Source organism: Shigella sp. FC1544 (assembly GCF_001722145.1).
Lineage (GTDB): Bacteria > Pseudomonadota > Gammaproteobacteria > Enterobacterales > Enterobacteriaceae > Escherichia > Escherichia coli.
Map to the genome: position 1 here is coordinate 1 of NZ_MECT01000564.1, position 19,060 is coordinate 19,060.

A 19,060-nucleotide genomic window follows, 5' to 3' on the forward strand; every position below is an offset into this window, starting at 1 on the left:
TTTCTGGTGCGTACCGGGCTGAGAGGCGGTGTAAGTGAACTGTAGTTGCCATGTTTTACGGCAATGAGAGCAGAGATAGCGCTGATGTCCGGCAGTGCTTTTGCCGTTACGCACCACGCCTTCAGTAGCGGAGCAGGAAGGACATCTGATGGAAATGGAAGCCACGCAAGCACCTTAAAATCACCATCATACACTAAATCAGTAAGTTGGCAGCATTACCTCCATTATGCGTAAACAAATCGTTGCCGATAATATTCACGGTGAAACCGGACTGGATGGTCCGGTATTCGAGTCGCTGACCCGCCAGGCAGAAAGTACCCACGCGGTGAAATACATCATTGATACCCTGATGGCAAGCGATGGCGATATTACTCTGGTGCCGGTTGGTCCGCTTTCAAATATCGCGGTGGCAATGCGTATGCAACCTGCGATCCTGCCCAAAATCCGTGAAATTGTGCTAATGGGCGGCGCTTACGGTACAGGCAACTTCACGCCATCTGCCGAGTTCAACATCTTTGCTGATCCGGAAGCAGCCCGCGTGGTGTTCACCTCCGGCGTTCCATTAGTGATGATGGGCCTCGATCTCACCAACCAGACTGTTTGCACCCCGGACGTGATTGCACGGATGGAAAGGGCAGGCGGCCCTGCCGGAGAGCTGTTCAGCGACATCATGAACTTCACTCTCAAAACGCAGTTCGAAAACTACGGCCTGGCTGGCGGCCCGGTGCACGACGCCACCTGCATCGGTTATCTGATTAACCCTGATGGCATTAAAACCCAGGAGATGTACGTCGAAGTGGACGTCAACAGTGGCCCTTGCTATGGGCGTACCGTCTGCGACGAGCTGGGCGTTCTTGGCAAGCCCGCTAATACCAAAGTCGGCATCACTATTGATACCGACTGGTTCTGGGGCTTAGTCGAAGAGTGCGTGCGCGGCTACATCAAAACCCATTAAGTGTTGATAACAAGCCGGGTCAGTATCGCAAGATCCAAGCCCGGCTATTTCTGATGGGCAGAAAGCCGTCGCCCAATATGACATGAAGAGATAATAACTATGGATGTCATGAGAAGTGTTCTGGGAATGGTGGTATTGCTGACGATTGCGTTTTTGCTGTCAGTAAACAAGAAGAAGATCAGCCTGCGTACCGTTGGCGCGGCGTTAGTGTTACAGGTCGTGATTGGCGGGATTATGCTTTGGTTACCGGCAGGGCGTTGGGTCGCTGAAAAAGTCGCTTTTGGCGTGCATAAAGTGATGGCGTACAGCGATGCGGGTAGCGCATTTATCTTCGGTTCGCTGGTCGGGCCGAAAATGGACACGCTGTTTGATGGCGCAGGATTTATCTTTGGTTTCAGGGTATTACCGGCAATTATCTTCGTCACTGCACTGGTGAGTATTCTCTACTACATCGGTGTGATGGGGATTTTAATTCGCATTCTCGGCGGTATATTCCAGAAAGCATTAAATATCAGCAAGATTGAGTCATTCGTCGCGGTCACCACCATTTTCCTCGGGCAAAACGAAATACCGGCGATCGTCAAACCCTTTATCGATCATCTGAATCGCAATGAATTATTTACAGCGATTTGTAGTGGCATGGCCTCGATTGCTGGTTCGACAATGATTGGTTACGCCGCCCTGGGCGTACCTGTGGAATATTTGCTGGCGGCATCGTTAATGGCGATCCCAGGCGGGATCTTGTTTGCCCGCCTGTTAAGCCCGGCTACGGAATCTTCGCAGGTTTCCTTTAATAACCTCTCTTTCACCGAAACACCGCCAAAAAGCATTATTGAAGCTGCTGCGACAGGGGCAATGACCGGGCTGAAAATCGCCGCCGGTGTAGCGACAGTTGTTATGGCATTTGTCGCCATCATTGCGTTAATTAATGGTATTATCGGCGGCGTTGGCGGCTGGTTTGGTTTTGCACATGCCTCGCTGGAGTCCATTTTAGGTTACCTGTTGGCCCCATTGGCGTGGGTGATGGGGGGTGACTGGAGTGATGCAAATCTTGCCGGGAGTTTGATTGGGCAGAAGCTGGCGATCAATGAATTTGTCGCTTATCTCAATTTCTCGCCATATCTGCAAACGGGTGGCACTCTGGATGCTAAAACCGTGGCGATTATTTCTTTCGCGTTGTGCGGTTTCGCTAACTTTGGTTCTATCGGGGTGGTGGTGGGGGCGTTTTCTGCGGTTGCGCCACACCGTGCGCCGGAAATCGCCCAACTTGGTTTACGCGCGCTGGCGGCGGCGACACTTTCTAACCTGATGAGTGCTACTATTGCAGGATTCTTTATTGGTTTAGCGTAGTGCGCAATTTATGAGCCGGATAAGATGCGGTCAAGCGTCGAATCCGGCAACATTGTTACACCATTGGCACTAATGAAAGCGCGTTATCGGCAGACAGGGTAGGGTTGTTTAAGCTGCCGCTGGCGCGCGAAATTGCCGCGCAGGCTACCGCAAAACGGGCGCTGTCGCGGAAACTGTATCCTTCAAGAAAGCTATATACCAGGCCCGCCATAAAACCATCGTCAGCACCAAAACTGTCTACTGTCGTATGCGCTGGCGCGGTCAGCAAAAATTGTTCTCCATCCTTTTCGCTGCAATAAACTGACTCATCGGGCAAATAAACAAACAGTTGCTGAACACCTTGCTGATGCAATGCATTCACTGCGGCATTACGGTCAGCATCGCTGGTGATCGCCTGTCCCCATAAAATTTCCAGCTCCGGTAAAGTGGGTTTCAGGGTGTGAATATGCGCCAGCCAGTGTTTGATTTTGCCCGCTTTGAATTCTGAAACGGTATCGACAAACACCGGGATTTCATCAGCGAGGGTAAAGACCCATTCCAGCGCCTCGGCTGTCAGGTTGCAATCAGCCAGTACCACGCCCGCATGACGAAGTAAATCGCGCGACCCGTTCAGTAGTTGCGGTGTCAACTGTTCCAGCAGATGGGTATCGTTAATCGCCAGCACGGTTTGATCGTCTCGATTGGCAATTGCCAGATACGTCGATGTGCTTTGACCATGCAAACGAACGCAGCCGGAGACATTCACGCCGGCACGGCGCGTTTCTTCCAGGAGCATTTCGCCATAAAAGTCATCGCCAATCACTGAAAGCAAATGGACGTCACGGCCTAACAGCGCCAGATTGTGGGCGATGTTGCGTCCCACGCCGCCCGCCGAGCAATGAATTGTACCGGGATGAGAAGCCGCTTGCGGGTAACGGATATCCGCCATCCCGCGAATATCCATATTGATTGTCCCCACCACTACGCAGTATTCCTGCTCGGTGAGAATGTAACCTTTGCCTTTAATCCGCCCTTTGCGCATTAAATCCATAATATGCGCCGCAACGCGCGAACGACTGATTTGCAGCATGTCCGCAATTTCGTTCTGCTGAATCAGCGGGTTACGCCGTAAAATTGCAAGGATCTCCTTTTCCCGGTTATTCATCTTCAGGCTACCGCTTTTTCAGTTTGTTGCGCTTTCAGCCAGGCGATCTCTTCTGCCCAGATATCCGGGTTGATGGTTTCAAGGATCAGCGGAATGCCGTCGAAACGGTCGTCCTGCATGATCCAGCGGAACGCATCATGACCGATATTGCCTTCACCGAGGCTATGATGGCGGTCAACGCGGCTGCCAAAGGTGCTTTTCGCATCGTTAAGGTGCATCCCGCGCAGATACTTAAAGCCAACAATACGGGCAAAATCCGCGAACGTTTTCTCGCATTCGGCTGGAGTACGCAAATCATACCCGGCAGCGAAAGCATGGCAGGTATCAATGCAGACGCCGACACGGGATTTATCTTCCACGCCGTCGATAATCGCCGCGAGATGTTCGAATTTAAACCCTAAGTTACTGCCCTGACCGGCGGTGTTTTCAATCACCGCTGTTACACCTTGAGTTTTATCCAGCGCAATGTTGATGGATTCGGCAATACGCGCAAGGCAATCCTCTTCTGAAATCTGCATCAGATGGCTGCCAGGGTGGAAGTTGAGCAAAGAAAGCCCCAGTTGTTCGCAACGCTGCATTTCATCTATAAAGGCATCGCGCGATTTTTCCAGAGCTTCAGTGACCGGATGTCCGAGGTTAATCAGATAGCTGTCGTGGGGAAGAATTTGCGCCGATGTGTAGTGATATTTTTCACAGGCCGCTTTGAATTCATCGATGGTTTGCGTCGTGAGCGGTGCGGCACGCCACTGACGTTGGTTTTTGGTGAACAAGGCAAACGCGGTTGCGTCGATTTCGGCGGCGCGAATTGCGGCATTTGCCAGACCGCCAGCAGCACTAACGTGCGCTCCAATGTATTTCATGCGAGGACTCCTGTTAAACCCGCTGGAGGAAAACGGTAATGATAGCGGGTTAACAGGAGCAAGATGTAGTGGTTTATGCGATGACGCTTTGAATCACATAGTTAATCGCACCACCACCAACAATCAGCCAGGCAAACAGTACCAGTGCCATCAGCAGAGGTTTCGCCCCGGCTTTTTTCAGCGCGCTGACGTGAGTGGTCAGACCCAGCGCCGCCATCGCCATTGCCAGCAGGAAGGTATCCAGCGTTACCAGCATGTTCACCACGCTCTGCGGTAACAGGTGGAACGAGTTAAAGATGGCAACGACGATGAACAAGATGGCAAACCACGGAATAGTGATTTTGCTTTTCTCGCCGCTGTTCGCCCCAGACAGCTGTTTAACACGCGCCGCCAGCAGGATGAGGAACGGAGCCAGCATCATCACGCGCAGCATTTTGGAAATAACTGCTGCGTTTTCCGCATCCGGGCTGATGGCATGACCTGCCGCCACCACCTGCGCCACTTCGTGCACAGTAGAACCAATGTAGATACCGAAAGTTTCCGGACTAAACCATTGAGACATCAGCGGATATATCGCCGGGTAGAGGAAAATCGCGACGGTCCCGAAGATAACAACGGTTGCAACAGCCACGGTTACTTTACTGGCTTCCGCTTTCACTACCGGCTCAGTCGCCAGTACCGCGGCAGCACCACAGATACTGCTACCGGCACCGATCAACCAGCTGGTGTGCTTATCCAGACCAAACACTTTCTGCCCCAGGAAGCAAGCCAGCAGGAAGGTACTGGACAGCGTCAACACGTCAATGATGATCCCACTGATACCGACATCGGCAATTTGCGAGAACGTCAGACGGAAGCCATAAAGAATGATACCCAGACGTAATAAATATTGCTTGGCAAACAGCACACCACCGTCACAGCTTTTCCAGATGTGCGGATAGATGGTGTTGCCTAAAACCATCCCCAACAAGATTGCGAGGGTGAGGGCACTAAACCCGGCACCCGCAACCGCGGGAATGGAACCACCCCACAGGGCGACCCCGGTGATAACTGCACTCAGGGCTAACCCCGGAATAAAATGCCACAGTGTACGATGTTGTTTCTGTAAGGTGATATTCGTCATAACCCTCTCCTTATAACCGGGCATAAGGTTACGACTAACTGGTTTAAAAATAAAATTGATTATATATTTATAATTAATCTTTATAAGTGGTAAGCGACTATGCACATCACCCTCCGGCAGTTGGAAGTTTTTGCAGAAGTATTGAAAAGTGGATCAACCACCCAGGCGTCGGTGATGCTGGCGTTGTCGCAATCAGCAGTGAGCGCAGCCTTGACCGACCTGGAAGGGCAGCTTGGCGTGCAACTGTTTGATCGCGTGGGGAAAAGACTGGTTGTTAATGAACACGGGCGGCTGCTCTATCCGCGTGCGTTGGCATTGCTTGAACAGGCGGTTGAAATCGAACAACTGTTTCGCGAAGACAACGGCGCGATTCGTATCTATGCCAGTAGTACCATCGGTAATTACATTCTGCCTGCAGTTATCGCCCGTTATCGCCATGATTATCCGCAGTTGCCGATTGAACTTAGCGTTGGGAACAGCCAGGACGTGATGCAAGCGGTGCTGGATTTCCGCGTTGATATTGGCTTTATTGAAGGACCGTGCCACAGCACTGAAATCATTTCTGAACCGTGGCTGGAAGACGAGCTGGTGGTTTTCGCCGCGCCGACTTCGCCGTTGGCTCGTGGTCCGGTCACCTTAGAACAGCTGGCCGCTGCGCCGTGGATCCTGCGTGAACGCGGTTCCGGCACGCGGGAGATTGTCGATTATCTATTGTTGTCACATTTACCGAAGTTTGAGATGGCGATGGAATTAGGTAACTCCGAGGCAATCAAACATGCGGTGCGTCATGGGTTGGGAATTAGTTGCCTGTCGCGACGGGTGATTGAAGATCAATTGCAGGCAGGCACATTAAGTGAAGTTGCGGTCCCTCTGCCGCGCCTGATGCGTACGTTGTGGCGTATACATCATCGGCAAAAACACCTTTCCAACGCGCTACGGCGCTTTCTGGACTATTGCGATCCCGCGAATGTACCGCGTTAAGTTGCTGTACAAGAACATGCTGGTGCTGTGTCGATTTCGTGACGCAGCGCCCTCAGCATGCATTCGCCAGAAAAGAGATTGGCTGCTTTACTTATAATCCCTGGGCGATCATGAAGGTGTCTTATAACCGTGTATTTCTGCCGGAAGGATTGCCAATCGTCTGCTACAATCGCGCCATCATTTTTAAGATGGATAGCATTTTTGTATGGTTTCCGAAACTAAAACCACAGAAGCGCCGGGCTTACGCCGTGAATTAAAGGCGCGTCACCTGACGATGATTGCCATTGGCGGTTCCATCGGTACAGGTCTTTTTGTTGCCTCTGGCGCAACGATTTCTCAGGCAGGTCCGGGCGGGGCATTGCTCTCGTATATGCTGATTGGCCTGATGGTTTACTTCCTGATGACCAGTCTCGGTGAACTGGCTGCATATATGCCGGTTTCCGGTTCGTTTGCCACTTACGGTCAGAACTATGTTGAAGAAGGCTTTGGCTTCGCGCTGGGCTGGAACTACTGGTACAACTGGGCGGTGACTATCGCCGTTGACCTGGTTGCAGCTCAGCTGGTCATGAGCTGGTGGTTCCCGGATACACCGGGCTGGATCTGGAGTGCGTTGTTCCTCGGCGTTATCTTCCTGCTGAACTACATCTCAGTTCGTGGCTTTGGTGAAGCGGAATACTGGTTCTCACTGATCAAAGTCACGACAGTTATTGTCTTTATCATCGTTGGCGTGCTGATGATTATCGGTATCTTCAAAGGCGCGCAGCCTGCGGGCTGGAGCAACTGGACAATCGGCGAAGCGCCGTTTGCTGGTGGTTTTGCGGCGATGATCGGCGTAGCTATGATTGTCGGCTTCTCTTTCCAGGGAACCGAGCTGATCGGTATTGCTGCAGGCGAGTCCGAAGATCCGGCGAAAAACATTCCACGCGCGGTACGTCAGGTGTTCTGGCGAATCCTGTTGTTCTATGTGTTCGCGATCCTGATTATCAGCCTGATTATTCCGTACACCGATCCGAGCCTGCTGCGTAACGATGTTAAAGACATCAGCGTTAGTCCGTTCACCCTGGTGTTCCAGCACGCGGGTCTGCTCTCTGCGGCGGCGGTGATGAACGCAGTTATTCTGACGGCGGTGCTGTCAGCCGGTAACTCCGGTATGTATGCGTCTACTCGTATGCTGTACACCCTAGCGTGTGACGGTAAAGCGCCGCGCATTTTCGCTAAACTGTCGCGTGGTGGCGTGCCGCGTAATGCGCTGTATGCGACGACGGTGATTGCCGGTCTGTGCTTCCTGACCTCCATGTTTGGCAACCAGACGGTATACCTGTGGCTGCTGAACACCTCCGGGATGACGGGTTTTATCGCCTGGCTGGGGATTGCCATTAGCCACTATCGCTTCCGTCGCGGTTACGTATTGCAGGGACACGACATTAACGATCTGCCGTACCGTTCAGGTTTCTTCCCACTGGGGCCGATCTTCGCATTCATTCTGTGTCTGATTATCACTTTGGGCCAGAACTACGAAGCGTTCCTGAAAGATACCATTGACTGGGGCGGCGTAGCGGCAACGTATATTGGTATCCCGCTGTTCCTGATTATTTGGTTCGGCTACAAGCTGATTAAAGGAACTCACTTCGTACGCTACAGCGAAATGAAGTTCCCGCAGAACGATAAGAAATAAGTTTCCTCCCTTCCTTGCTAAGCCCTCTCAACCGAGAGGGCTTTTTCAATTCCATTTCCCTGACAAATCATGCGGATATAAAATTTAACATTTAGATTGATAATTGTTATCGTTTGCATTATCGTTACGCCGCAATCAAAAAAGGCTGACAAATCAGAGGCTGTTCCGGCTTTCTGGGATGATCACCTGCATACAAATAAGTCCACCGCGATGCTGCCGTACGCAAGGGGACGTGAAGAAGATGTGAGCGATAACCCATTTTATTTTCGTAGTTACCTCATGGAGATATGGAATGTTTAGGTTGAACCCTTTCGTACGGGTCGGGCTGTGTTTGTCCGCTATTTCTTGTGCATGGCCTGTGTTAGCGGTCGATGATGATGGCGAAACGATGGTTGTCACTGCATCTTCCGTTGAACAAAACCTCAAAGATGCACCCGCCAGTATCAGCGTCATTACCCAGGAAGACCTGCAGCGAAAACCGGTACAGAATCTGAAGGATGTCCTCAAAGAAGTGCTTGGCGTACAACTGACGAACGAAGGGGATAACCGTAAGGGCGTTAGTATTCGTGGTCTGGACAGCAGCTACACCCTGATTCTCGTCGACGGTAAACGCGTTAACTCCCGCAATGCCGTCTTCCGCCACAATGATTTCGATCTGAACTGGATCCCGGTCGATTCCATCGAACGTATTGAAGTGGTTCGTGGCCCGATGTCGTCGCTATACGGCTCCGATGCGCTCGGCGGTGTAGTGAATATCATCACCAAAAAAATCGGTCAGAAATGGTCGGGTACCGTTACCGTCGATACCACCATTCAGGAACATCGCGATCGCGGTGATACCTATAACGGTCAGTTCTTTACCAGTGGACCATTAATTGATGGTGTGCTGGGAATGAAAGCTTACGGCAGCCTGGCAAAACGTGAAAAGGATGACCCGCAAAACTCAACGACCACCGATACCGGAGAAACGCCGCGTATTGAAGGATTCTCCAGCCGCGACGGCAATGTCGAATTTGCCTGGACACCGAATCAAAATCACGATTTTACTGCCGGATACGGTTTCGACCGTCAGGAACTCGCTGGACAAAAACCGCCTGGAACGCCAGAACTACTCCGTCAGCCATAATGGGCGTTGGGATTACGGCACCAGCGAACTGAAATATTACGGTGAGAAAGTCGAGAACAAAAACCCTGGCAACAGCAGCCGGATAACTTCCGAAAGCAATACGGTCGACGGCAAATACACGTTGCCGCTGACGGCGATTAATCAGTTTCTCACGGTTGGCGGTGAATGGCGTCACGACAAACTTAGCGATGCGGTGAACCTGACCGGGGGAACCAGCTCCAAAACGTCTGCCAGCCAGTACGCGCTGTTTGTGGAAGATGAATGGCGGATCTTCGAGCCGCTGGCGCTGACGACCGGCGTGCGTATGGACGATCACGAAACCTACGGTGAACACTGGAGTCCGCGTGCCTACCTGGTTTATAACGCCACCGACACCGTAACGGTGAAAGGGGGCTGGGCGACGGCATTTAAAGCACCTTCTCTGTTGCAACTTAGCCCTGACTGGACGAGCAATTCCTGCCGTGGCGCATGTAAGATTGTGGGTAGCCCGGATCTGAAACCAGAAACCAGCGAAAGTTGGGAGCTGGGGCTTTACTACATGGGTGAAGAAGGCTGGCTGGAAGGGGTTGAATCCAGCGTTACCGTTTTCCGTAACGATGTGAAAGATCGTATCAGCATCAGCCGTACGTCTGACGTCAACGCTGCACCGGGCTACCAAAACCTTGTTGGTTTTGAGACGGGCGCTAACGGACGGCGCATACCGGTATTTAGCTACTACAACGTTAACAAAGCTCGTATTCAGGGCGTGGAAACCGAACTGAAAATTCCGTTCAACGATGAATGGAAACTGTCGATCAACTACACCTACAACGATGGTCGTGATGTCAGCAACGGCGAAAACAAACCGCTATCCGATCTGCCGTTCCATACTGCTAACGGTACGCTGGACTGGAAACCGCTGGCGCTGGAAGACTGGTCATTCTATGTTTCTGGTCACTATATCGGGCAGAAACGCGCCGACAGCGCGACGGCTAAAACACCGGGCGGTTATACCATCTGGAATACCGGCGCGGCCTGGCAGGTGACTAAAGACGTCAAACTGCGCGCAGGCGTGCTGAACCCTGGCGACAAGGATCTCAGTCGTGACGACTACAGCTATAACGAAGACGGACGTCGTTACTTTATGGCAGTGGATTATCGCTTCTGATGAGAAGATGCCCGGCGAACCGGGCGGACTTTCACTTCAGTAAATACTGCGCATGGAAGCGCAGGTGATCCTCTATAAAAGAGGCGATGAAGTAGTAACTGTGATCATATCCCGGCTGAATACGCAGCGTCATCGGCCACGCTTTCTGGCGCGCGGCTTCTGCCAGTACCGCAGGTTGCAACTGGTCGGCAAGAAACTGATCATTATCGCCCTGATCGATAAGCGTCGGGATCGCATCCTGCGCGTTACTGGCATACATCAGCGCGCAACTGTCCCATTCCAGCCATGCATTTTTGTCCTCACCTAAATAGCTGCTAAACGCTTTGATTCCCCACGGGACGCTGCACGGATTCACAATTGGCGCAAAGGCCGAAACGCTGGTGTATTTACCCGGATTTTTCAGCGCCATAATCAGCGCACCGTGACCACCCATTGAGTGACCGCTAATGGCGCAGCGGTCGCTGACATTAAATTGCGACTGAACCAGCGCCGGTAATTCATTGCGCAGATAATCATACATCCGGTAATGCGTCGCCCACGGCGGTTGCGTGGCATTAAGATAAAAGCCTGCGCCCTGGCCTAAATAGTAGCCATCGTCGTTGGCAACCTTTTCGCCGCGCGGGCTGGTGTCTGGCATCACCAGTACAATCCCCAGTTCTGCCGCCACGCGCTGGGCACCCGCCTTGGTGGTGAAGTTCTCGTCATTGCAGGTTAATCCGGAAAGCCAGTACAGCACTGGTGGCGGGGTGTGATCACGAGGGGGTGGGAGAAAGATACTGAACGTCATCGGGCAGTTTAAGGTACTGGAGTCGTGTCGCCAGCGTTGCTGCCAGCCTTCAAAACAGCGGTGCTCTTCGAGCATTTCCATGCGTGGCTCCTTGTTGTGTTGTTTGCAATTTCTTCATCATACCGTTTATTCAATGTGCTGTGAGTAACTTTCACTTCCGTATTTGCATAACGATGTTTTAACATCTGCTGATGAAAGGCAGCGGCAATTACAATAATTATCGCTGTGAATACTGGATTATGTGCGCCGCCTCACGCACAATAATCAGGCTGTAAATCAGCTTAATAACTTTGCCCCCACGCAGGGCGGAGGCGTCACACCTGCAGGAGAAATCATAAATGCCATCACTCAGTAAAGAAGCGGCCCTGGTTCATGAAGCGTTAGTTGCGCGAGGACTGGAAACACCGCTGCGCCCGCCCGTGCATGAAATGGATAACGAAACGCGCAAAAGCCTTATTGCTGGTCATATGACCGAAATCATGCAGCTGCTGAATCTCGACCTGGCTGATGACAGTTTGATGGAAACGCCGCATCGCATCGCTAAAATGTATGTCGATGAAATTTTCTCCGGTCTGGATTACGCCAACTTCCCGAAAATCACCCTCATTGAAAACAAAATGAAGGTCGATGAAATGGTCACCGTGCGCGATATCACTCTGACCAGTACCTGTGAACACCATTTTGTTACCATCGATGGCAAAGCGACGGTGGCTTATATCCCGAAAGATTCGGTGATCGGTCTGTCAAAAATTAACCGTATCGTGCAGTTCTTTGCCCAGCGTCCGCAGGTGCAGGAACGTCTGACGCAGCAAATTCTTATTGCGCTACAAACGCTGCTGGGCACCAATAACGTGGCTGTCTCCATTGATGCGGTGCATTACTGCGTGAAAGCGCGTGGCATCCGCGATGCAACCAGTGCCACAACAACGACCTCTCTTGGTGGATTGTTCAAATCCAGTCAGAATACGCGCCACGAGTTTCTGCGCGCTGTGCGTCATCACAACTGATTAAAAGGCAGGAACCATGGAGCGCAACGTAACGCTCGATTTTGTTCGCGGCGTCGCCATTCTGGGGATCCTGCTATTAAACATCAGCGCCTTTGGGCTACCAAAGGCGGCTTATCTCAATCCCGCCTGGTACGGCGCTATTACGCCGCAGGATGCATGGACCTGGGCATTTCTCGATCTCATCGGCCAGGTGAAATTCCTCACGCTTTTTGCGCTGCTGTTTGGTGCGGGCCTGCAAATGTTGCTGCCCCGTGGCAGACGCTGGATCCAGTCGCGGTTAACGCTGTTAGTCTTGCTGGGTTTTATTCACGGTTTATTGTTCTGGGACGGCGATATTCTGCTGGCTTACGGGCTGGTGGGCTTAATCTGCTGGCGGCTGGTGCGCGATGCGCCATCGGTAAAAAGCCTGTTTAATACAGGCGTCATGCTTTATCTGGTGGGGCTTGGCGTTTTGCTGTTATTGGGGCTGATTTCCGACAGCCAGACCAGCCGCGCCTGGACGCCGGATGCATCGGCTATTTTGTATGAAAAATACTGGAAGCTTCACGGCGGCGTTGAAGCGATCAGTAATCGTGCCGATGGTGTTGGCAACAGTTTACTGGCACTGGGCGCACAGTATGGCTGGCAACTGGCAGGGATGATGCTCATTGGTGCGGCGCTGATGCGCAGCGGCTGGTTGAAAGGGCAGTTCAGCTTACGTCACTATCGTCGTACTGGTTTTGTGCTGGTGGCGATTGGGGTGACCATTAACCTTCCTGCCATCGCCCTGCAATGGCAGCTGGACTGGGCGTATCGCTGGTGTGCCTTCTTACTTCAAATGCCGCGGGAACTGAGTGCGCCGTTTCAGGCGATTGGCTATGCGTCGCTGTTTTATGGCTTCTGGCCGCAATTGAGCCGCTTTAAGCTGGTGCTTGCGATCGCCTGCGTCGGACGGATGGCGCTGACCAACTATCTATTGCAAACGCTGATTTGTACCATGCTTTTTTACCACCTCGGTTTGTTTATGCATTTTGACCGCCTGGAGCTGCTGGCGTTTGTTATTCCGGTATGGCTGGCGAATATCCTCTTCTCTGTTATCTGGCTGCGTTACTTCCGCCAGGGGCCGGTGGAATGGCTCTGGCGTCAGTTAACTTTGCGTGCTGCCGGAACGGCAATATCTAAAACATCAAGATAACGATCTGGATCACATTCGTTAACAAAACGGCTGTAACCGTTTCCATTGCTGTGACTCGATTCACGAAGTCCTGTATTCAGTGCTGACAAAATAGCCGCCAGCAAGCAGTCATTTACTGCAATCTCATAACAGGTAGTGAATATGATCACCATTCGTGATGTAGCGCGTCAGGCTGGCGTCTCTGTGGCAACGGTTTCCCGGGTGCTCAATAACAGCACGCTGGTCAGTGCCGACACGCGTGAAGCAGTAATGAAAGCCGTGAGTGAGCTGGATTATCGGCCAAACGCCAATGCCCAGGCGCTGGCAACTCAGGTTAGCGACACCATTGGCGTGGTGGTGATGGACGTTTCTGATGCGTTTTTCGGCGCGCTGGTAAAAGCGGTGGATCTAGTCGCTCAGCAGCATCAGAAATACGTGCTAATCGGCAATAGCTATCATGAAGCGGAAAAAGAGCGTCACGCCATTGAGGTGTTAATTCGCCAGCGTTGTAATGCGTTGATTGTTCACTCAAAAGCATTGAGTGACGATGAACTGGCGCAATTTATGGATAACATTCCCGGTATGGTGTTAATCAACCGCGTTGTGCCGGGGTACGCCCATCGTTGCGTTTGCCTGGATAATCTCAGCGGTGCCCGAATGGCGACGCGCATGTTGCTGAATAACGGTCATCAACGTATTGGTTATCTTTCTTCCACTCACGGCATTGAAGATGACGCCATGCGTAAAGCAGGCTGGATGAGTGCGTTGAAAGAGCAGGATATTATTCCGCCGGAAAGCTGGATTGGCACTGGTACGCCGGACATGCCGGGCGGTGAGGCGGCGATGGTTGAACTGCTGGGGCGCAATCTACAACTTACCGCTATATTTGCTTATAACGACAATATGGCCGCTGGCGCACTGACAGCATTAAAAGATAATGGCATTGCGATTCCGTTACATCTCTCAATCATCGGTTTCGATGATATTCCCATCGCCCGTTACACCGACCCGCAATTAACGACCGTGCGTTATCCCATTGCTTCAATGGCTAAATTAGCCACCGAACTGGCCTTGCAGGGGGCAGCAGGCAATATTGATCCTCGTGCCAGCCACTGTTTTATGCCGACGTTAGTGCGTCGCCATTCTGTCGCAACGCGCCAGAATGCGGCGGCGATCACTAACTCAACAAATCAGGCGATGTAACCGCTTTCAATCTGTGAGTGATTTCACAGTATCTTAACAATGTGATAGCTATGATTGCACCGTTTTAACGTTGTAACCCGTATGTAACAGTGAATAATCACTTTCACCGAGGTAATAGCGTCATAACAACAATTAAAGCCGTTTTCTGGAGCGTTACCGGGCATGGAAGAACGAATTTTAAAAAGTGAGCTTCGGCGTTCAGTAACACTTCATTAACTCTACTGCCCTGCCGAGCATTTATCTCAAGCACTACCCTGCATAAGAAAAACCGGAGATACCATGAATAAGAAGGTGTTAACCCTGTCTGCTGTGATGGCCAGCATGTTATTCGGTGCCGCTGCACACGCTGCTGATACTCGCATTGGTGTAACAATCTATAAGTACGACGATAACTTTATGTCTGTAGTGCGCAAGGCTATTGAGCAAGATGCGAAAGCCGCGCCAGATGTTCAGCTGCTGATGAATGATTCTCAGAATGACCAGTCCAAGCAGAACGATCAGATCGACGTATTGCTGGCGAAAGGGGTGAAGGCACTGGCAATCAACCTGGTTGACCCGGCAGCTGCGGGTACGGTGATTGAGAAAGCGCGTGGGCAAAACGTGCCGGTGGTTTTCTTCAACAAAGAACCGTCTCGTAAGGCGCTGGATAGCTACGACAAAGCCTACTACGTTGGCACTGACTCCAAAGAGTCCGGCATTATTCAGGGCGATTTGATTGCTAAACACTGGGCGGCGAATCAGGGTTGGGATCTGAACAAAGACGGTCAGATTCAGTCCGTACTGCTGAAAGGTGAACCGGGCCATCCGGATGCAGAAGCACGTACCACTTACGTGATTAAAGAATTGAACGATAAAGGCATCAAAACTGAACAGTTACAGTTAGATACCGCAATGTGGGATACCGCTCAGGCGAAAGATAAGATGGACGCCTGGCTGTCTGGCCCGAACGCCAACAAAATCGAAGTGGTTATCGCCAACAACGATGCGATGGCAATGGGCGCGGTAGAAGCACTGAAAGCACACAACAAGTCCAGCATTCCGGTGTTTGGCGTCGATGCTCTGCCAGAAGCGCTGGCGCTGGTGAAATCCGGTGCACTGGCGGGCACCGTACTGAACGATGCTAACAACCAGGCGAAAGCGACCTTTGATCTGGCGAAAAACCTGGCCGATGGTAAAGGTGCGGCTGATGGCACCAACTGGAAAATCGACAACAAAGTGGTCCGCGTACCTTATGTTGGCGTAGATAAAGACAACCTGGCTGAATTCAGCAAGAAATAAGACTGATTGGGCGCAGTCTATTACTGCGCCCTTATTGTATGACCAACAAGGTAAAATTATATGGTCAGCTCAACGACTCCGTCCTCCGGGGAATACTTGTTGGAAATGAGCGGTATCAACAAGTCCTTTCCTGGTGTTAAGGCACTTGATAACGTTAATTTAAAAGTCCGGCCACATTCTATCCATGCATTAATGGGGGAAAACGGCGCAGGAAAATCAACATTATTAAAATGCTTGTTTGGTATTTATCAAAAAGACTCCGGCACCATTTTATTCCAGGGTAAAGAGATCGATTTCCATTCGGCCAAAGAAGCACTGGAAAATGGTATTTCGATGGTACACCAGGAGTTAAACCTGGTATTACAACGTTCGGTGATGGACAACATGTGGCTTGGGCGATACCCCACCAAAGGCATGTTTGTCGATCAGGACAAAATGTACCGCGAAACCAAAGCGATTTTTGATGAACTGGATATTGATATCGATCCGCGTGCGCGCGTCGGCACATTATCTGTTTCGCAAATGCAGATGATCGAAATCGCCAAAGCGTTTTCCTATAACGCGAAAATTGTGATTATGGATGAACCGACTTCTTCGTTAACCGAAAAAGAGGTCAATCATCTGTTCACTATTATTCGTAAATTAAAAGAGCGCGGCTGCGGTATTGTTTATATCTCGCATAAAATGGAGGAAATCTTCCAGTTATGTGATGAAGTTACCGTATTGCGCGACGGTCAGTGGATCGCCACCGAACCGCTGGCAGGACTGACGATGGACAAGATCATCGCCATGATGGTTGGGCGTTCTCTTAACCAGCGTTTCCCTGACAAAGAAAACAAGCCGGGCGAAGTCATCCTCGAGGTGCGTAACCTGACGTCACTGCGCCAGCCGTCGATCCGTGATGTCTCGTTTGATCTGCATAAAGGGGAGATCCTCGGTATTGCCGGGCTGATGGGGGCGAAACGTACCGATATTGTTGAGACGTTATTTGGTATTCGCGAGAAATCGGCCGGCACCATTACGTTGCACGGCAAAAAGATCAATAACCATAATGCCAATGAAGCCATAAACCACGGATTTGCTCTGGTAACTGAGGAGCGCCGCTCAACGGGAATTTATGCCTATCTGGATATCGGTTTTAACTCGTTAATTTCCAATATTCGCAACTACAAAAATAAAGTTGGTTTACTGGATAACTCGCGGATGAAAAGCGATACCCAGTGGGTGATTGATTCGATGCGGGTAAAAACGCCGGGTCATCGGACGCAAATTGGTTCGCTCTCCGGTGGTAATCAGCAAAAGGTGATTATTGGTCGCTGGCTACTAACGCAACCAGAAATATTAATGCTCGATGAACCGACGCGCGGTATTGATGTCGGGGCGAAGTTTGAAATTTATCAGTTAATTGCCGAACTGGCGAAGAAAGGCAAAGGGATTATTATTATCTCCTCTGAAATGCCTGAGTTGTTAGGGATAACAGACCGTATTCTGGTCATGAGCAACGGTCTCGTTTCCGGAATTGTCGACACAAAAACAACAACGCAAAACGAAATTCTGCGTCTTGCGTCTTTGCACCTTTAAGATTAGGGGCTTCCCATGAGTGCGTTAAATAAGAAAAGTTTTCTTACTTACCTGAAAGAGGGCGGTATTTACGTCGTTCTTTTAGTTTTGCTGGCGATTATTATTTTCCAGGACCCAACATTTTTAAGTCTGTTGAACTTAAGTAATATTCTCACCCAGTCATCGGTGCGTATTATTATCGCGCTCGGTGTGGCAGGGTTAATTGTCACCCAGGGGACCGACCTTTCTGCGGGGCGTCAAGTAGGGCTGGCGGCAGTGGTGGCAGCGACATTATTGCAGTCCATGGATAACGCCAACAAAGTGTTCCCGGAAATGGCGACGATGCCGATTGCGCTGGTTATTCTGATTGTCTGTGCCATTGGTGCGGTGATCGGTTTGATCAACGGTCTGATTATCGCTTATCTCAACGTGACGCCGTTCATTACCACGCTCGGCACGATGATCATCGTCTATGGCATCAACTCGCTCTATTACGACTTTGTCGGGGCGTCGCCAATTTCTGGTTTTGACAGTGGCTTCTCTACCTTTGCTCAGGGCTTTGTCGCGCTGGGGAGTTTCCGTCTCTCTTACATCACCTTCTACGCGTTGATTGCGGTGGCGTTCGTCTGGGTGTTGTGGAACAAAACCCGCTTCGGTAAGAACATTTTTGCCATTGGCGGTAACCCGAAGTATCTGGTGTCAACGTCGGCCTGAACCTGCTGATGATCTACGCGTTGTCTGGTGTGTTCTATGCCTTCGGCGGGATGTTAGAAGCCGGACGTATCGGCTCTGCCACCAACAACCTCGGCTTTATGTATGAACTGGATGCTATCGCGGCGTGCGTGGTAGGCGGTGTATCGTTCAGCGGCGGTGTGGGGACGGTGATTGGCGTGGTGACCGGGGTAATTATTTTTACCGTCATCAACTATGGCCTGACGTATATCGGCGTAAACCCATACTGGCAGTACATCATCAAAGGGGCGATTATTATCTTCGCCGTAGCGCTGGATTCACTGAAATACGCGCGTAAGAAGTGAAATGATTGTGGTCCGCATTCGGTCATAAACGCACATAACATCATGATCTGTGTGGTTTTGTAGGCCGGATAAGGCGTTCACGCCGCATCCGGCGACAGGAGCCAAATGCCGGATGCAACGCTGGCGCGTTTTATCCGGCCTACAATGAGCTCAACATACTGATTTGTATGGTTTTGTAGGCCGGATAAGGCGTTCAAGCCGCATCCGGCGACAGGAACCAAATGCCGGATGCGTCTCTGGTTTTACAACGTTACCGGGTGTTCTTTCTCTCCCTTCTTAAACTTCACTTCTCCGAGATCAATACAACCCACCGGGCAGACGTGGCCACAAAGCAGACAACCCACACATTTCTCGGTATTACAATGCGGTGTGCGGGTTTTCTCGCTCCATTCCATCGCCTGGTGACCGCCGTCGTAACAGGAAATATAACAGCGTCCACAGCCAACACATTTATCAAGATTGATACGGGGATAGACAATATAACTGCGGTCTAAATCTTCCGCCGGGACAATATTGTTATTCGCCAGACCTACCATCTCCTGCAACGAATCAAATCCCTGATCGGCGAGATAATGGTAAGCGTGCAGCAAGAACCGTATTGACGGGGATGTGTTATTCAGTCGGCAGTGCTACGCGCCAGGGGAGCAGTTCGCCGACCCGGTTTATCGGCCAGT

Annotated in this window: 14 protein-coding genes and 3 pseudogenes; 11 read left to right on the forward strand and 6 right to left on the reverse strand. The window is 51.1% G+C overall.

The features are described 5' to 3' along the window. Positions 1–165 (reverse strand): IS1 family transposase (locus BGK49_RS28460; RefSeq protein ID WP_047664789.1); only part of this gene is annotated, 165 nt, incomplete at its 3' end. A 49-nt stretch (positions 166–214) separates the two neighbouring features. On the opposite strand from BGK49_RS28460, the gene rihB reads away from it, so the two are divergent. Next, entirely contained in the window at positions 215–955 is a 741-nt protein-coding gene (gene rihB, locus BGK49_RS21610; RefSeq protein WP_338092268.1) for a ribosylpyrimidine nucleosidase, read from the forward strand. A gap of 99 nt (positions 956–1,054) precedes the next feature. Then, positions 1,055–2,305 carry a NupC/NupG family nucleoside CNT transporter gene (locus BGK49_RS21615; RefSeq protein WP_005028424.1) on the forward strand — a complete coding sequence of 417 codons (1,251 nt, stop codon included), beginning with the start codon at positions 1,055–1,057 and terminating at the stop codon, positions 2,303–2,305. A 55-nt stretch (positions 2,306–2,360) separates the two neighbouring features. Here BGK49_RS21615 and BGK49_RS21620 read toward each other — a convergent pair whose 3' ends face one another. The 3 genes from BGK49_RS21620 to BGK49_RS21630 form a co-directional block, all read right to left on the reverse strand. Further along, positions 2,361–3,449 (reverse strand): sugar kinase, encoded by a 1,089-nt coding sequence (locus tag BGK49_RS21620; protein ID WP_001065002.1) that lies wholly within the window; start codon positions 3,447–3,449, stop codon positions 2,361–2,363. Between the two features lie 2 nt (positions 3,450–3,451). Next, entirely contained in the window at positions 3,452–4,309 is an 858-nt protein-coding gene (gene nfo / locus BGK49_RS21625) for a deoxyribonuclease IV (RefSeq protein ID WP_000873890.1), read from the reverse strand. A 73-nt stretch (positions 4,310–4,382) separates the two neighbouring features. Further along, positions 4,383–5,432 carry a YeiH family protein gene (locus BGK49_RS21630; protein ID WP_000182053.1) on the reverse strand — a complete coding sequence of 350 codons (1,050 nt, stop codon included), beginning with the start codon at positions 5,430–5,432 and terminating at the stop codon, positions 4,383–4,385. 99 nt (positions 5,433–5,531) lie between these two features. Between BGK49_RS21630 and yieE the strand changes: the two genes are divergently transcribed. From yieE to cirA, 3 genes and pseudogenes are all read left to right on the forward strand, one after another. Beyond that, positions 5,532–6,413, forward strand: a complete 882-nt coding sequence (gene yieE, locus BGK49_RS21635; RefSeq protein WP_000548294.1) for a DNA-binding transcriptional regulator YeiE — start codon at positions 5,532–5,534, stop codon at positions 6,411–6,413. A gap of 205 nt (positions 6,414–6,618) precedes the next feature. Then, positions 6,619–8,088 (forward strand): lysine-specific permease, encoded by a 1,470-nt coding sequence (lysP, locus tag BGK49_RS21640; protein WP_000253273.1) that lies wholly within the window; start codon positions 6,619–6,621, stop codon positions 8,086–8,088. Between the two features lie 292 nt (positions 8,089–8,380). Then, positions 8,381–10,361 (forward strand): annotated as a pseudogene (gene cirA, locus BGK49_RS21650) (catecholate siderophore receptor CirA). Positions 10,362–10,392: 31 nt separating this feature from the next. Here cirA and yeiG read toward each other — a convergent pair. Next, a complete protein-coding gene (gene yeiG, locus BGK49_RS21655; RefSeq protein WP_000425443.1) occupies positions 10,393–11,229 on the reverse strand; it encodes an S-formylglutathione hydrolase in 837 nt (278 codons plus the stop codon). Positions 11,230–11,486: 257 nt separating this feature from the next. Here yeiG and folE point away from each other — a divergent pair, with 257 nt between their 5' ends. The 6 genes and pseudogenes from folE (at position 11,487) to mglC (ending at position 18,386) form a co-directional block, all read left to right on the forward strand. Next, positions 11,487–12,155 carry a GTP cyclohydrolase I FolE gene (gene folE / locus BGK49_RS21665; protein WP_001139613.1) on the forward strand — a complete coding sequence of 223 codons (669 nt, stop codon included), beginning with the start codon at positions 11,487–11,489 and terminating at the stop codon, positions 12,153–12,155. Between the two features lie 16 nt (positions 12,156–12,171). Further along, positions 12,172–13,329 carry a DUF418 domain-containing protein YeiB gene (gene yeiB / locus BGK49_RS21670; RefSeq protein WP_000440906.1) on the forward strand — a complete coding sequence of 386 codons (1,158 nt, stop codon included), beginning with the start codon at positions 12,172–12,174 and terminating at the stop codon, positions 13,327–13,329. 141 nt (positions 13,330–13,470) lie between these two features. After that, positions 13,471–14,511 carry an HTH-type transcriptional regulator GalS gene (gene galS / locus BGK49_RS21680; RefSeq protein WP_000628669.1) on the forward strand — a complete coding sequence of 347 codons (1,041 nt, stop codon included), beginning with the start codon at positions 13,471–13,473 and terminating at the stop codon, positions 14,509–14,511. A gap of 279 nt (positions 14,512–14,790) precedes the next feature. Next, positions 14,791–15,789: a galactose/glucose ABC transporter substrate-binding protein MglB gene (gene mglB, locus BGK49_RS21685; RefSeq protein ID WP_001036971.1), complete on the forward strand. Its 999-nt coding sequence runs from the start codon at positions 14,791–14,793 to the stop codon at positions 15,787–15,789. Between the two features lie 60 nt (positions 15,790–15,849). Beyond that, positions 15,850–17,370 (forward strand): galactose/methyl galactoside ABC transporter ATP-binding protein MglA, encoded by a 1,521-nt coding sequence (mglA, locus tag BGK49_RS21690; RefSeq protein ID WP_000255031.1) that lies wholly within the window; start codon positions 15,850–15,852, stop codon positions 17,368–17,370. 15 nt (positions 17,371–17,385) lie between these two features. Next, positions 17,386–18,386, forward strand: a pseudogene (gene mglC / locus BGK49_RS21695) (galactose/methyl galactoside ABC transporter permease MglC). A 242-nt stretch (positions 18,387–18,628) separates the two neighbouring features. Here mglC and BGK49_RS21700 read toward each other — a convergent pair. Continuing rightward, positions 18,629–18,961 (reverse strand): annotated as a pseudogene (locus tag BGK49_RS21700) (4Fe-4S dicluster-binding protein); the annotation flags it as partial. Positions 18,962–19,060: the final 99 nt, after the last annotated feature.